Source organism: Pseudomonas sp. Q2-TVG4-2, from assembly GCF_013620795.1.
In the GTDB taxonomy this organism is placed as follows: domain Bacteria; phylum Pseudomonadota; class Gammaproteobacteria; order Pseudomonadales; family Pseudomonadaceae; genus Stutzerimonas.
In genome coordinates this window covers 220,514-235,389 of record NZ_LGLW01000002.1, presented here as the reverse complement: position 1 = coordinate 235,389, position 14,876 = coordinate 220,514, and the positions used below count along the sequence as shown (strand labels likewise).

Below are 14,876 nucleotides of genomic sequence, written 5' to 3'. Positions count from 1 at the left end.
TCAGTGCCAAACCTGCCGGGCGGCGTGCGGATTGATGTCAGAACAGGCGGATGCGACAGCCGCCCCCGTAGGCGCCAGCTTGCTGGCGACCCACAGGCCTGAGCATTTTCATAAGAGTACGGGGGCGCTTTTTTTGCCTCAGTACGCCTGCGGCGAATAGAGCCGTGCGTCCTGACCGCCAGCAAGCAGCTGTTGCAGAATGTCGTGGTGCATAGCGAGCAGTTTGCCGTTGCGTTCGTTGAACTGCTGGCATTGCATGGCGAGGTCGCCGACCTGCTGCCAGTGCTGTTGCAACGATTCGCCGCGCTCACCCGAGCAGCTGGAGAGCAGGCGGCGCATGCCGACACCGGTCGGCTCGAGGCGGAAGGCAGCCAGCACCTTGCTGCGGCGCTGTGCCCGCGCGGCGATGGCTTCGACGCGAACGGTGATCTGCAAATTGATGCGATCGATCTCAGGAACGTCGCGCTCCAGCAGGTGACCGTAGAGCGCCTGCATCAGTTCGCGAAGGGCGAGGTAGTCGCCACAGTCCTGCTGCAGATCGTCATCGACAACCGTCAGCAGCTTGTCACGCTGGTTCACGCATCATTCCCGCGGTGATAGCTGAGCATACTGCCCGCCAGCTCGCCCGGATTGGTGCTGATCTCGCCGCGCTGCAGGGCCTGCTTGATCGCCGCGACGCGATCCAGATCGACCTCGGGCATGGCGCGCAAGGCTTCGTGCATCTGCTCCAGCGGCAGGCTTTCGGCCTGACGGGCCGCCGGCTGGGCAGCGGGACGGGCGGAGGCCTGACGAACCGAGGCGAGCTCGGTAGGGGTGACGGAGGCGGGCTTGAAGTGCCGGCTGATTTCCATGATTTTCGTTCCAACTCGGTGGTTACTGCCTAACAAGCGACCGCTCGGGCGGATAACTTAAATCTTTTTTGCAAACGCACGGACGAGTGGTACGGGGCGGGTCCTCGTCGCCGAGCTCTTGCTGGCGATCCGCCGTGGCGCAAGCCCATGATCGCCAGCAAGCGGGCGCCTACAATGCCGGGCCGAAGCGACCGATGCTCCTAGGCGATCCGGTTCCGCCACCAGCTCTGCGCCGCCAAACCATCCTGAATCTTCTGCTCCTGCGCGGCCAGCAGTTGTTGCCACTGCTGCATCTTCGCGTCGATCACATGCTCGACGACCTTCTCGCTGCGCATGGCCTGCATCAACTCCTGCTGGATGCGTCCTAAGGCCTGCTCGGCCACGGCCAGTTCACGGCGCTGCAGTTCGACCATCTTGTACAGCGTGGCCTTGTAGCGCTGCTGGTTGTCGCGCTGCAGCGGGGTATTCATCGGCACGCTAAAGCCACAGAGACGGCTCAAGCCAGCAATGTTGTTGCGATAGCGCTGGCAGAGGTTCTGCTGATACTGAACTTGGCCGAGCATCTGCTTGACCCGGTTGCCGCGCAGGCTGGCCAGGCGCGTGAGCGTTTCGATCTGCTGCTTCATGGTTTCCTGATGATGCTCTGCAGGATGGTGAGGCTGGTTTCGAGCTCCGCCGCTTCGCCCACTTCCTGGCGCAGGAAGCGCTCGATAGTGGGCGCCAGCTGCACGGCGCGATCGGTCTTGATGTCCGCACCCGGGCTGTAACCACCCAGCGGGATCAGCTCCCTGATCTTCTCGTAGGTGCTGTAGAACTCTTTGAGCTGGCGCGCAGCGCCCAGGTGCGGCGGCTGGCTGACCTGGCTCATGCAGCGGCTGACCGAGGCGCAAATGTCGATGGCCGGGTAATGGCCGGCATCGGCCAGGCGCCGCGACAGCACGATATGGCCGTCGAGAATCGCCCGCGCGCAATCGACGATCGGGTCCTGCTGGTCGTCGCCTTCGGCGAGCACCGTATACAGCGCGCTGAGGCTGCCATTGTCATTGGCGCCGTTGCCGGCGCTTTCCACCAGTTCCGGCAGCATGCCGAACACCGACGGCGGATAGCCCTTGGTCGCCGGCGGCTCACCCAGCGCCAGGGCGATCTCGCGCTGGGCCATGGCATAGCGGGTCAGCGAATCGACCAGCAGCAGCACATCGTTGCCCTGGTCGCGAAAATAGGCGGCGATGCTGTGACACAGCTCGGTGGCCTTGAGGCGCATCAGCGGCGATTCATTGGCCGGCGCGACCACCACCACGGCTTTTTTCAAGCCTTCTTCGCCCAGCGAATGCAGCAGGAACTCCTGCACTTCGCGGCCGCGCTCGCCGATCAGCCCGACCACTACGACGTCGGCCTTGGTCTGCCGCGTAATCATGCCCAGCAGCACGCTCTTACCGACGCCGGAACCGGCGAACAGGCCGACGCGCTGGCCCTTGCCGAGCGTGAGCATGGCATTGATCGCCCGCACCCCGACGTCCAGCGGTTCGCTTACCGGCTTGCGCTTGAGCGGGTTGACCGAGGGCAGCTCGGTGGGCAGCGGGTCACGCCCGCTGAGCTTGCCCATTTCGTCCAGCGGCTCGCCGAGACCGTTGACTACCCGCCCCAACCAGGATTCGTCGATGTGCAGCTTGGCGTCGTCCGGCGCTGGGAACACGCGGGAGCCGGAGGTCAACCCGACGGGTTTCTTGAAGGGCATCAAATAGGTGATGTCGCGATTGAAGCCCACGACCTGCGCTTCGAGCATGCTGCCGTCGCCCTGTTCGACGAAGCAGCGCTGCCCTGTCATGCGTTGACAGCCGAGGCTTTCCAGCAGCATGCCGGACACCCGCACCAGCCGGCCGCTGACCTTGGCCAGCTGCACCGTATCCAGCGAGCGCAATGCCTCGTCGAGCCGGAAGCTCTCGCGCAGGGACATATCAGCCCTCTGCCCTGATGTGTTCGGCCAGCGTATCCATGCACGAATCCAGACGCTGCTGACAGCCGATGTCGGCTTCCGATTCGGCGGTGATCACACGGCATTCGCCGAGGGCGAGTTTGTCGTCCGGCACCAAACGCCATGCAGCGGCGCGTTCGGGCGCCAACTCCTTGATCCGGTTGCATTCTTCGGGGTTGAGCAGGATGCGCACATCGTCCTGATCGCCGGGCATGGCTGCCAGGGCATCCTCGGCCAGCGACAGCAATTGCGTCGGATGCAGGGTCAGCTCGCAGCGGATCACCTGCTTGGAGACCTTCTGCACCAGCTCGAGCAGCTGCTCACGACGCGCTTGTTCAAATTCCTGCCGAAAGCGCTCGAAGCGCTCGACCAGATCGTCCATCGGCCGGGCCGCCTGGTCGAAAGCCTGGCGACCCAGGGCGCGGCCCTCTTCTCGGCCGATCGCCTTGCCATCCTCCACCCCACGCTCGAAGCCTTCACGGTGACCGGCTTCACGGCCCTGCTCCAGACCCTGTTCGTAACCCTTGTCGATGCCTTCCTGAAAGCCATCGGCAACAGCGCGCTGCAGCGCGGCCGGGTCGCCGGCAACGCTGTCCGCCAGCTCTGCCGCGGTTCTGACCCGTGGCGGAAAGCGGAACGGGCGCCAGGAGCGGCCTTCGCCCTTGATGATCTTGATGCTCATCGGCGCTTACTCGACCGTCTGTTCGCGGAACAACTGAACCTGCAGGTCGCCATCGGTAGACATCTCGCGGACCACCGCCATGATGTCCTTGCGCACCTGCTCGACCCGCGACAGCGGCACCGGGCCCTGGCGACGGTTGATCGATTCCATCTGCTGCGCCTGACGCTTGGGCATCGCGCCCTGAATCGCGCGGACCAGCTCCGGCTCGGCGCCCTTGAGGGCGACCACCCATTCTTCCAGCGGAATCACTTCCAGCAGGGTTTGCAGCACATCCTGGTTCTGCCGGGAGAGAATGAAGAAGTCATACATCTCGTCTTCGATCTTGCTCACCAGCTCTTCGTTGTGGGCGCGCAGCAATTCGAACATCTGGTCACGATTGCCCTTGAAGCGGTTCATGATGTCCGCCGCCTGCTTCACGCCGCGCACCTGTGAGCCCTGGTTCGACAGCACCTGCAGGCTGCGATCGATGAGCTGCTCGAGCTCGGCGATGACGTCGCTGTTGACCTCGTTGAGGTTGGCGATGCGGTAGAGCAGCTCGTCCTGGCGCTCAGCCGGCATGCACTCGAGCACGTCGGTGGCCATGCCCGGCGGCAGGAACGCGAGGAACACGGCCTGCATCTGCGCGTGCTCCTTGGCGATCAGCGCCGCGAACTGCTTCGGATCGAGCCATTCCATTTTGGCCATCTTGGCGCGGATCTCCTCGCCATAGATCGAATCGAGCAGCGAGCGGGTGATGTCGCCACCCAGCGCCTTGCCGAGCATGCCTGACAAGTAGGTACGCGACGCGCCCTTGATGCTGCTCTGCTCCTTGTAATCGTCGAAGAAGCGGCTGATCACGTCGGACACCATCGGCTGCTTGACGTTGGACAGGCGCGCCATGGCCTGGCTGATGCTGATGATTTCCTCGCGGGAGAAGTTGCGCAGGATGCCGGCGGAGATGTCATCGCCCATGCTCAGCATGAGGATGGCCGCCTGGTCCAGCGAGCTCACCGAGCGCAGCTGTACCGGACGCGGTTTGATCTCCTTGCTTGAGCCGGTAGCCGACTCAGCTGGCTGGGTTGAGTTCTCTTTCATTGCGGCCTATCCAGTGCTTGATGACTTCCGAAACACGCTCCGGGTCGTTCTTGGCGAGCATTTGCAGGTGCTCGATCTGTAGCTCCAGGCCCGAACCGGGCGCTGGCAGGCGAATCTCGGACAGCGGGTTGAGCTCGCCGAATATATGTATGCCATCGCCGCTGGCCCGCGGGCTGGCCAGGGCTGCTCGCATCTCGGCTTCGATCGGGGCCGGCGCCGGCATTGCCGGCAGGGCGCCTTCCAGCGCAACCGCCTCAGGCTCGGTCGGGGTGTTGCGCTGGGTCAGGCTGCGCACGGCGGGGCGTACCACGATCAGCAACAGCAACAACGCGATCAGGCCAGCAACGCCCAGTTTGGCCAACGCGTGGACCTGGCTGTTTTCCCACCAGGGCACCTCTTGCGCAACGGTTTCCACCGCGGCAAAAGGCAGCACGCTGAGGGTCAGCAAGTCACCACGCGCCTGCTGGAAGCCCACCGCGCTGCGCACCATGGCCTCAAGCTCAGCGCGAGCCTCGTCGCTCCAGCCACCTTCGGGCGCGGCACCAGCATTTAGCACCACCGCCACGCTCTGCTGGCGCAGGGTGAAGCCGGCGTGTTTCACGTGAACCACGCTCTGGTCGTAGTCAAGCTGCCGGGTCGACTCCTCACGCAGCGAGGTGGCGCCCTTGGTTTCGCCCTTGACCGGAGGCTCCTCGCCCTCCTGCGGAGGGGCTACCGGGCGGTTGGCCAGCGAGCCGGGAATGCCCAGCGCCAGTTGATCCAGCGCGCTTTCGTTGCTCAGCACCTCGCGACGCAGGCGTGGGGTTTCGCCGAACGACTGGACGGTTTCTTCCTTCTGGCTGAAATCGATATCGGCGGCGACGCTGATGCGGTAGTTGCCGTTGCCCAGCACCGGTGCCAGCACTTCCTCGATATTGGCAACGGCCTTCTGCTGGTAATCCTCGACAGCCTGCCAGTTCTGCGCCGGACCACCGCCAACATTCAGCCCGCGCGACAGCAGCGCGCCGTACTGATCGACCACGCCGACATCTTCGGGCTTGAGGTTGGGCACACTGCCGGCGACCAGATTGACGATGGCACCGACCTGATCGGCGCCCAGCTTGTAGCCGGGCTCCAGCTGCAACATCACCGACGCCTTGGTTGGCGCGCGCTTGCTGATCACGAAGGAGCTGTTCTCTTCCTGCGCCAGGTGCACGCGGGCATGTTGCACGCCCTTGAGCGACATCACGGTACGGGCGAGCTCGCCTTCCAGGCTGCGCTTGAGGCGCACATCCTGCACGAACTGACTGGTACCCAGAGGCTCTTCTTTATCGAACAGCTCATAGCCGGCCGGCAGCGCCACTTTCACACCCTTGGCGGCAAGCAGCATGCGCGCATGGGATAGTTGATCCTCGCGCACCAGGATCTGCCCGCTCTGCGGGTGGATGCGGTACTGCACCGCCTCGCCGTCGAGCACCTGCATCACTTCGGCGACCGGGAAGGACTCACCGGCACCATGCAGCGGGCGGAACGAGCCGCTGTCGCGCCACAGGTAGAAGGCCACGGCCACAGCCAGCGCAGCGGCGATCACCGCCATGCCGGCGAGGGTTACTCGCGGATCGAGTTGGAGGCCACCGGCGGGTAGCTTGCTTTTGATTTTCTGCAACACGTTTTAGCTCTCACGCCCGATCAAAGCGGCATTCTCATGACGTCATCGAACGCCGAGGTCAGTTTGTTGCGCACCTGCAGCAACGCGGAAAACGACACGCTGGCCTTCTGGCTATCGATCATCGCGCCGACCAGGTCATCGCTCTTGCCGCTGTCGACCGCCGCCATCGCCGTGCTCGCTTGATGCTGCTGGGTATCCACCGAACGCATCGCGGCCATGAACAGGCCTCCCGCATCGGGGGCCGCTTGGCTCGCCGGTTTGATCGCCGGGCTCCCGGCAACCTCCGCGAGTTGCTGCATCCGGCCCAGCAAATCCTGCTGCACCTGCATGATTGAACTCATCGCTGGCTCTCCCCTGTATCCGCAATCAAAAGTGTCTGAAATCAGAAATTCAGCTCAATGCCTTGCTCACGCATGGCATTGAGGCGATAGCGCAAGGCGCGCGAAGTCATACCGAGGCTCGCCGCGGCCTTGGACTTGTGTCCGTCGAATTTGCGAATGGTGTCGATCACGTGCTGGTACTCGGCCCACTTGCCGCTGGCACGCAGCGCGGCCTTGCCGGTCTCGGCGGACAGCACCTGCGGTTTTTCCATCCGCACTTCGGCCTGCGCCGGCGCCGCCAGACCCAGATCCTGGGGCTGGATGAACAGACCGTTGCGCAGCACCAGGGCGCGTTGCACGGTGTTTTCCAGCTCGCGGGCGTTGCCCGGCCAGTCGTGTTGCAGCAATGCTCGGCAGGCCTCGGCGGTGAACAGCTCTTCACCGGCTTCCTGCGGCGCGTACTTGGCAACGAAACGGCGGGCCAGCGGCAGTACGTCATCCCTGCGCTCGCGCAGCGGGCTGATGTGCAGCGGCAGCACGTCGAGACGGAACATCAGGTCGGAGCGGAAACGCCCCTCGGCCACTTCCCGCTGCAGATCGCGGTTGGTTGCGGCGATGATGCGTACGTTGAGTTCGATCTCCTTGCGCCCACCGAGGCGCTCCACACGCTGCTCTTGCAGCACGCGCAACAGCTTGGCCTGCAGACCCAGCGGCAGTTCGCCGATCTCGTCGAGCAGCAGCGTGCCGCCGTTGGCCAGTTCGAACTTGCCCGGCTGGGCCGCCACCGCACCGGTAAAGGCGCCCTTCTCATGACCAAAAAGGATCGATTCGAGCATTTGCTCGGGGATGGCCGCGCAGTTCACCGCAATGAAGGGTGCATCGGCGCTGGCCGAGAACCGATGGATGTAACGCGCCATCAGCTCCTTGCCGGTACCGGTTTCGCCGGTGATCAGAATCGGCGCGCGGGTCAGCGAGACGCGCTGGGCCATGGCCAGCAAACGACGGCCGGCCTGAGAGCATGAAACGAAGCTTTCCTGGGCGGCATCGGCGAACTCCTGGCGGCGCAGCAGGGCGCTGAGCTGACTTTCGCTGAACGGCGACAACAGGTAATCGACACAACCCAGTTCAAGTAACGCGGCGGCCTTCTGCTGATCCGCGTATTGCACGACCGGAATAACACTGACATTGCGGCCACGCCGCATCAGCGAATCAACCTGCGCATATAAGGCTTGTTCTGCCACGCCGCCGATGAATACGAAAACCAGCGATGCGTCTTTCAGCGCGGCGTTATCCAGATCATTAAGACCGGTATAAGAAAAGACCGCACAGCCTTCCTTGCGCAAACCGGCGTTGAGGAATTCGCCGCCCGCCTCGGTGGTATTACCGACAATAACGATTTTCTTGCGTGCCGGCGCTGGAGCAAAAAGCTCTTCGCATGAGTAGTTCATTGCATGACTGACACTTTTCAATGGGACCACCTTGGCGCTGATACGCCGTTCGAACACAACGCCGGATTTCGATAAAAAAAAGATTTAAGCTTTCCGGAACTTCCGTCGCCTTGTCTGTCCAACTCGCCGAACGAGATTGAGTATCGACAGCCGACTGCCCCGAAACAATTGCGCGCACGTTAACAAGCTCGCCCGGAACCGCCCAATCAGTTCCGCTAAAATTAAATCAGTCCTTATCAAGTGATCTCAAAAAAGATCATTTGATACCTATTGATTTAATCCTTCCTCGCGCCTATGCCTAGACTGGCGGCACGCTAGAGCCGTGCCTGCAATCTCACGTCATGCAAACCCGCCCTGGCCAAACAACCTTCTGCTTATACCGCGCTGCAGGCTTTGACCGACCGCGCAAGAACCAGGACATACAGGTCGCACATGTCTGGCAATTCCAAAGTCCATCATGGCGTGCCCGCCCAAAGCCTGACTGTATTGAAACCGCAGAAGCTTGGGCGGCATCACCACAAGATTCCGCAGTTCATCAAAGAAACCACCAACAAGAATCCACGCTTGATTGGTGACTACTTCCTGCGCAATTACCGGATCAGCCTCGAGTTGAGCAAAGTGGAAGTTCAGGAACCTAATGAAAAGGCGCCGGACTGCATTTATCGCTCGCCGATGGGCAAAGTCGGTTTCTCTATTGACCGCGCCCTCCTCACCGAAGCACTCGAGTGTTATTACGGCGGCACGATAGTGCCCAGCCAGGAAACACCGCCGATCAGCACTTCCGAGCAACGGATGCGCAATCGGCTGGGCCTGGATCTGACTTACATATTCGCGCGCTCGATTTTGTCTGGTGAGACCTTCGGCGAGCTCGAGCGCTATGAAAACGATTATGAAGAAACCAGCTGGGAGTATGTGGCCGAGTTCGAATACGTCAGCCACCTGACCAATAGCCGCTCGTCCGTTTTCATTCATCTGGACACCGATCTGGTCGATGAACTCACCAGTCGCCTTGCCGGCCCGCTGCCGGCTCGGCTGAGTGGCAACCCGGTCGATCACATCAAGCATCTTCCGGTACGTCTGGATTGTGTAGTCGCCTCGGTGCAGATGCCGCTGTCGCAGGTACTCGGGCTGCAGCTCAACGACATTGTCATGGTGCGTCCGCTGGACCGCTACGAGGTGCGCATCAACCAGCAGAAGCTATTCCGGGGGACTGTCTTCGAAGAAGACGGCGCCTTGTTCCTCACTTCACTTGAAAGCGTGAAATCCCAATGACCGGTCAACTGTCCGATAACGAATTCGAGAACCTCATCAACGAGGGCGACCTGAGCCTCGACGCGGCCGAAGAGCCGACCGTTGCGCCCGCCGCCCAGCCCCAGGCGCCCCGCCAGGACCTGAGCTTCTTCGGCAAGATCCCGGTGAATGTCACCCTCGAAGTGGCTTCGGCGGAGATCTCGCTGAAGGAACTGATGGAATGCGACACCAGCAGTGTCATCGTCCTCGACAAAGTGGCCGGCGAGCCGCTGGACGTTAAGGTTAATGGCACCCTGTTCGCCAAGGCCGAAGTGGTCGTGATGAATGGCAGCTATGGCCTGCGCATCGTCGAGCTGTCGGGCACCAGCCTGGATGCGCTGACGCAATGAAACTGCGTCGCGGGCTGTTACTGCTGTGCCTGCTGCTGGTCGGCCTGTTTCCGCTGATGGCTCAGGCCGCGGGCGGCGAGATCACCCTGTTCAACCTGAACGATACCGAGAATGGTCAGGAATTCAGCATCAAGCTGCAGATTCTGATCATCATGACGCTGCTCGGCTTTTTGCCGGCGATGCTGATGATGATGACCTGCTTCACCCGCTTCATCATTGTGCTGGCGATCCTACGCCAGGCCATCGGCCTGCAGCAGAGCCCGCCTAACCAGGTGCTGATCGGCATTGCCCTGATTGTCACGCTGCTGGTGATGCGCCCGGTGTGGCAGGAAATTCACAGCGCAGCCTTCGAGCCGTTCCAGAACGATGAGATCAGCCTGGAGCAGGCGCTGGACGTATCCAAGGGCAGCCTCTCCGGCTTCATGCTGGCGCAGACCAACAAGACCTCGCTGGAAACCATGGTCGCGCTGGCCGGCGAGGAAATCCCCGAGAACCTTGAGGATCTGGACTTTTCCCTGCTGCTGCCTGCCTTCGTGCTGAGCGAGCTGAAGACTGCCTTCCAGCTGGGTTTCATGATCTTCGTGCCGTTTCTGGTGATCGACCTGGTGGTGGCCAGCGTGCTCATGGCGATGGGCATGATGATGCTGTCGCCGATGATGATCTCGCTGCCGTTCAAGCTGATGGTCTTCGTGCTGGTCGATGGCTGGGCGCTGTTGATGGGCACGCTGACCACCAGCATTCAACCCTTCTGAGGCCGCTGCCATGCTGACCCCGGATACCGCCGTCACTATCGTTTCCAACGCGATCCATATCATCGTGCTGGTGGTCTGCGTGCTGGTGGTGCCGAGCCTGCTCGGCGGTCTGCTGGTCAGCATTTTCCAGGCGGCAACGCAGATCAACGAACAGATGCTGAGCTTCTTGCCGCGCCTGCTGATTACCCTCGGCATGCTGGTATTCGCCGGCCACTGGATTCTGAGCACGCTGAGCGATCTGTTCATCGAAACCTTCACCCAAGCCGGGCGGCTGGTCGGTTAGCCATGGGCAACGAACCCATCATGCAGGTCGGTCAGTACCTGCAATCGTTGCTGGGCTACTGGTGGCCGTTCTGCCGGATCATGGCTGTGTTCAGCCTAGCGCCGATGTTCAGCCATAAGTCGCTGAGCGTGCGGGTGCGGGTGCTGCTGGCAATGGCGCTGACGGTGGTGCTCACCGCGGCCTTGCCCGCTACGGCGCCCATCGACCCGTTATCCATGAAGGGCATCCTTACCGCGCTCGAACAGATCGCCATGGGCTTGCTGCTGGGCCTGGCGCTGATGCTGGTGTTCACCGTGTTCACGCTGATCGGCGACATCGTCTCGACGCAGCTGGGCCTGTCCATGGCGGTCTTCAACGATCCCATGAACGGCGTCTCGTCGGCGTCGATCATCTATCAGCTGTATTTCATTCTGCTGGCGCTGCTGTTTTTCGCCACCGATGGGCATCTGGTGATCGTCACCATCATCTACCAGAGCTTCGTCCTCTGGCCGATCGGCAGCGGTATCCATTTCGATGGCCTGCAGACCATCGCCCTGTCGCTGAGCTGGGTGATTTCCGCCGCGCTGCTGATCGCCCTGCCGATCGTATTCTGCATGACGCTGGTGCAGTTCTGCTTCGGCCTGCTCAACCGCATTTCGCCGGCGATGAACCTGTTCTCCCTGGGCTTCCCCATGGCGATCATCGCCGGACTGGTGCTGATCTACCTAACCGTGCCGAACCTGTCGGAAGCCTATCTGCACCTGACACGCGAGCTGCTGGGTAACATCGGCGAAATTCTGCGGAGCGGGCGCGATGTCTGAGCAGAACAGCAGCCAGGAAAAAACCGAAGAGGCCTCCGAGCAGAAACTCAAGAAGAGTCGCGACGATGGCCAGGTCACCCGTTCCAAGGACGTCGCCACCACGGTCTCACTGCTGGCGACGCTACTGGTGCTCAAGTTCAGCATCGGCTTCTTCTTCGACGGCATGCAGCAGGCATTCAGTTATTCGTACATCAATTTTCATGAAAGCGAGATGAGCGTCGACGATCTGCAGCTGATCCTCACGCACAACCTGCTGGTGTTCATCAGCGTGCTGCTGCCGTTGCTGATCACGCCGATCCTGGTCATCGCCTTCGCGCTGGTGCCGGGTGGCTGGGTGTTCGCCTCGAAGAACTTCGCGCCCAAGTTCAGCAAGCTCAACCCCATCACCGGGCTGGGGCGGATGGTCGGCGCGCAGAACTGGACCGAACTGTTCAAGTCGCTGCTGAAGATCAGCGCACTGCTGAGCATTGCCGTCGGCCAGCTGTATTACGCGGCGCCGAAGCTGATCGCCCTGCAGCGCAGCGATATCAGCAACGCCATTGGCAGCGCCTTCTCGCTGACCTTCGATCTGGCGATCACGCTGCTGTTAGTGTTCGTGCTGTTCTCGTTCATCGACATTCCGCTGCAGCGCTTCTTCTTCCTGAAAAAGATGCGCATGACCAAGCAGGAGCGCAAGGAAGAGCATAAGAACCAGGAAGGCCGCCCCGAGGTGAAGGCGCGCATCAAGCAGCTTCAGCGCCAGCTGGCGCAGCGCCAGATCAGCCGGGTGATCAAGGATGCCGATGTGGTGATCGTCAACCCGACGCACTACGCGGTGGCGCTCAAGTACGACCCGAAAAAGGCCGAAACACCCTTTGTCATCGCCCGTGGCGTTGATGAGACGGCGCTGTATATCCGCAAGCTGGCCCAGGCCAACGGGCTGGAGGTGATCGAGCTACCGCCGCTGGCGCGGGCGATCTACTTCAGTACCCAAATCAACCAGCAAATACCGGCACCGCTCTACACCGCGGTGGCACACGTGCTGACCTACATCCTCCAGCTCAAGGCCTGGAAGCAGGGTCGGCGCGCAAAGCCCAAGCTGGCCAGTGACATCCATATTCCCGAAGAATTGTTCAACCGAGCCCGAACATGAGCCTGATTCAGAAATTGACGCCGACCTTCAGCAGTGGGCGGATAGGCATTCCGCTGATCATCCTGTCGATCCTGGCGATGATCATCCTGCCCTTGCCACCGCAAATGCTGGACGTGCTGTTCACCTTCAACATCGCCATGTCGATCCTCGTGTTGTTGGTCAGCGTGTCGTCAAAAAGCCCGTTGGATTTCTCGCTGTTCCCGACGGTGATCCTGATCACCACGCTGATGCGCCTGACGCTCAACGTCGCCTCGACGCGAGTGGTGCTGCTTGAAGGTCACACGGGCACGGGCGCGGCGGGCAAGGTGATCGAGGCCTTCGGCGAGGTGGTGATCGGCGGGAACTTCATCGTCGGTCTGGTGGTGTTCGTGATCCTGATGCTGATCAACTTCATCGTGATCACCAAGGGCGGCGAGCGGATCTCCGAAGTCACCGCGCGCTTCACACTTGATGCCCTGCCCGGCAAGCAGATGGCTATCGACGCCGATCTCAACGCCGGCCTGCTGACCAACGAAGAAGCCAAGGCGCGGCGTCAGGAAGTGGCCAAGGAAGCCGACTTCTACGGCGCGATGGACGGTGCCTCGAAGTTCGTCCGTGGCGATGCCATCGCCGGCATTCTGATCCTGCTGATCAACCTCTTCGGCGGTTTCGCCATCGGCGTGTTCGTTCACGACCTGGCCGCGGGCGAAGCCTTCAAGCAATACGCCCTGCTGACCATCGGTGACGGCCTGGTGGCGCAAATTCCCGCGCTGTTGCTGTCCACCGCGGCGGCAATCATCGTCACCCGGATCAACGAGTCCAGCGACATTACCAGCCAGGTGCAGCGGCAGCTGTTGGCCAACCCGGCCTCGCTGTACACCGTGGCTGGCATATTGTTCGTGCTCGGCATGGTGCCGGGTATGCCGCACCTGGCCTTCATTGGCTTTGCCGCACTGATCGGCTTCATCGGCTGGCGGGTGTCGCTGCACGAGCCGCCGGCTGCCGGGGCTGATCTCAAGGAGATCCAGGCCATCGGGCAGGCGATGGATAAGGAGCGCGCACAGACCCTGGCCTGGGAAGACATTCCGATGGTCGAGCGGCTGTCCATTTCCCTCGGCTACAAACTGGTCGGGCTGGTCAACGAAGCCTCCGGTGCGCCACTGCCGGCGCGGGTGCGCGGCGTGCGCCAGACGCTTTCCGAACACCTGGGCTTCTTGCTGCCGGAAATACAGATCCGCGACAGCCTGCGGCTCAAGGCTTCGCAATATGACATCTACATCAATGGCGAGAAGATCGATGGCGCCGAGCTGCACGCCGACCGCCTGATGGCGATCCCCTCGCCTGAGCTGTACGGCGAGATCGACGGCATCCTCGGCACCGATCCGGCCTATCGCATGCAGGTGGTGTGGATTCAACCATCGGACAAACCGCGCGCGCTGAACCTCGGCTATCAGGTGATCGACTGCGCCAGCGTGGTCGCCACACACCTGAACAAGGTGGTGCGCGAGCACCTGCCGGACCTGTTCAAGCACGACGACGTCGAGCACCTGATGCAGCGCCTCACCTTGCAGGCACCCAAGCTCGCTGAAAGCCTCAAGGGCGCGCTGAGCTATACCCAGCAGATGCGCGTCTACCGCCAGCTGTTGCTGGAAGAAGTGCCGCTGCGGGATATCGAAACCATCGCCAGCACCCTGCTCGAATGCAGCGAGACCACCAAGGACCCGGTGCTGCTGGCCGCCGACGTGCGCTACGCATTGCGCCGCAGCATCGTGTCGATGATTGCCGGTGATCGCAGAGAACTGGCGGTGTTCGTGCTGGAAAACGCCCTGGAAAACACGCTGCTCAACGCCCTGGCCATTGCCCAGCAGGCGGGCCAGGTGAGCTTGGACAACATTCCGGTGGAGCCGAGTCTGCTCAACCAACTGCAGAACAGCATGCCGGTGGTGAAGGAAAAGCTGCGCAAGGATGGCCACCCACCGATCCTCACCGTGATGCCGCAGCTGCGCCCGTTGCTGTCGCGCTACGCGCGGGTGTTCAGCCCCGGGCTGCATGTCCTATCGCAGAACGAGATTCCGGATCGCGTCGGCGTGAACATTCTCGGCACGCTTGGTTAAGCCAACCGCACCTGCCCGGGCCGCTGGGCCCAAAAGCTTCGCCCCGAGGGCGGGCCTCCCACACTATTCCTCGAGATAAGCGCTGAACCGGTGGGAGGCGCGCCTCGCGGCGAATGCGCATTAAAGCGCCCCGTTATTACCTGGGTCACCGGGTAAGGATGGGAGCAACTCGCGCGGGCGC

16 protein-coding genes are annotated in these 14,876 nt (G+C 62.0%); 7 read left to right on the top strand and 9 right to left on the bottom strand.

What is annotated here, in order from left to right; all coding sequences use genetic code 11:
* Positions 1–138: 138 nt before the first annotated feature.
* From flgN to H3028_RS06120, 9 genes are all read right to left on the bottom strand, one after another.
* Positions 139–579: a flagellar protein FlgN gene (gene flgN, locus H3028_RS06160; protein WP_168422549.1), complete on the bottom strand. Its 441-nt coding sequence runs from the start codon at positions 577–579 to the stop codon at positions 139–141.
* Positions 576–851 carry a flagellar biosynthesis anti-sigma factor FlgM gene (gene flgM / locus H3028_RS06155; RefSeq protein ID WP_168422550.1) on the bottom strand — a complete coding sequence of 92 codons (276 nt, stop codon included), beginning with the start codon at positions 849–851 and terminating at the stop codon, positions 576–578. The genes flgN and flgM overlap by 4 nt, the downstream gene beginning before the upstream one ends.
* Positions 852–1,051: 200 nt before the next feature.
* Positions 1,052–1,477, bottom strand: a complete 426-nt coding sequence (locus tag H3028_RS06150) for a flagellar FliJ family protein (protein ID WP_168422551.1) — start codon at positions 1,475–1,477, stop codon at positions 1,052–1,054.
* Positions 1,474–2,805: a flagellar protein export ATPase FliI gene (fliI, locus tag H3028_RS06145; protein WP_168422552.1), complete on the bottom strand. Its 1,332-nt coding sequence runs from the start codon at positions 2,803–2,805 to the stop codon at positions 1,474–1,476. The genes H3028_RS06150 and fliI overlap by 4 nt, the downstream gene beginning before the upstream one ends.
* 1 nt (position 2,806) lies before the next feature.
* On the bottom strand, positions 2,807–3,505 hold the full coding sequence (fliH, locus tag H3028_RS06140; RefSeq protein WP_045160131.1) for a flagellar assembly protein FliH: 699 nt from the start codon (positions 3,503–3,505) through the stop codon (positions 2,807–2,809).
* A gap of 6 nt (positions 3,506–3,511) precedes the next feature.
* The gene (locus H3028_RS06135) at positions 3,512–4,579 is read right to left on the bottom strand and encodes a FliG C-terminal domain-containing protein (protein ID WP_045160130.1); all 1,068 of its coding nucleotides are present in this window, start codon (positions 4,577–4,579) and stop codon (positions 3,512–3,514) included.
* Positions 4,551–6,227 (bottom strand): flagellar basal-body MS-ring/collar protein FliF, encoded by a 1,677-nt coding sequence (gene fliF, locus H3028_RS06130; protein ID WP_181296170.1) that lies wholly within the window; start codon positions 6,225–6,227, stop codon positions 4,551–4,553. The genes H3028_RS06135 and fliF overlap by 29 nt, the downstream gene beginning before the upstream one ends.
* 20 nt (positions 6,228–6,247) lie before the next feature.
* Entirely contained in the window at positions 6,248–6,568 is a 321-nt protein-coding gene (fliE, locus tag H3028_RS06125) for a flagellar hook-basal body complex protein FliE (protein ID WP_181296169.1), read from the bottom strand.
* 41 nt (positions 6,569–6,609) lie between these two features.
* Positions 6,610–7,995: a sigma-54-dependent Fis family transcriptional regulator gene (locus H3028_RS06120; RefSeq protein ID WP_181296212.1), complete on the bottom strand. Its 1,386-nt coding sequence runs from the start codon at positions 7,993–7,995 to the stop codon at positions 6,610–6,612.
* A 432-nt stretch (positions 7,996–8,427) separates the two neighbouring features.
* On the opposite strand from H3028_RS06120, the gene H3028_RS06115 reads away from it, so the two are divergent.
* From H3028_RS06115 to H3028_RS06085, 7 genes are read left to right on the top strand one after another with little or no spacing between them, the layout of a single operon-like run.
* Positions 8,428–9,267 (top strand): FliM/FliN family flagellar motor C-terminal domain-containing protein, encoded by an 840-nt coding sequence (locus H3028_RS06115; protein WP_181296168.1) that lies wholly within the window; start codon positions 8,428–8,430, stop codon positions 9,265–9,267.
* Positions 9,264–9,635, top strand: a complete 372-nt coding sequence (gene fliN, locus H3028_RS06110) for a flagellar motor switch protein FliN (RefSeq protein WP_181296167.1) — start codon at positions 9,264–9,266, stop codon at positions 9,633–9,635. The genes H3028_RS06115 and fliN overlap by 4 nt, the downstream gene beginning before the upstream one ends.
* The gene (gene fliP, locus H3028_RS06105) at positions 9,632–10,387 is read left to right on the top strand and encodes a flagellar type III secretion system pore protein FliP (protein ID WP_181296166.1); all 756 of its coding nucleotides are present in this window, start codon (positions 9,632–9,634) and stop codon (positions 10,385–10,387) included. Before fliN ends, fliP begins: the two co-directional genes overlap by 4 nt.
* Before the next feature lie 10 nt (positions 10,388–10,397).
* Complete coding sequence (locus H3028_RS06100) at positions 10,398–10,670, top strand: flagellar biosynthetic protein FliQ (protein WP_181296165.1); 273 nt, start codon at positions 10,398–10,400, stop codon at positions 10,668–10,670.
* Positions 10,671–10,690: 20 nt separating this feature from the next.
* On the top strand, positions 10,691–11,470 hold the full coding sequence (gene fliR / locus H3028_RS06095; RefSeq protein ID WP_181296211.1) for a flagellar biosynthetic protein FliR: 780 nt from the start codon (positions 10,691–10,693) through the stop codon (positions 11,468–11,470).
* Positions 11,463–12,602 carry a flagellar biosynthesis protein FlhB gene (gene flhB, locus H3028_RS06090; RefSeq protein ID WP_181296164.1) on the top strand — a complete coding sequence of 380 codons (1,140 nt, stop codon included), beginning with the start codon at positions 11,463–11,465 and terminating at the stop codon, positions 12,600–12,602. The genes fliR and flhB overlap by 8 nt, the downstream gene beginning before the upstream one ends.
* Positions 12,599–14,695 (top strand): flagellar biosynthesis protein FlhA, encoded by a 2,097-nt coding sequence (locus tag H3028_RS06085; protein ID WP_181296163.1) that lies wholly within the window; start codon positions 12,599–12,601, stop codon positions 14,693–14,695. The genes flhB and H3028_RS06085 overlap by 4 nt, the downstream gene beginning before the upstream one ends.
* Positions 14,696–14,876 lie beyond the last annotated feature (181 nt).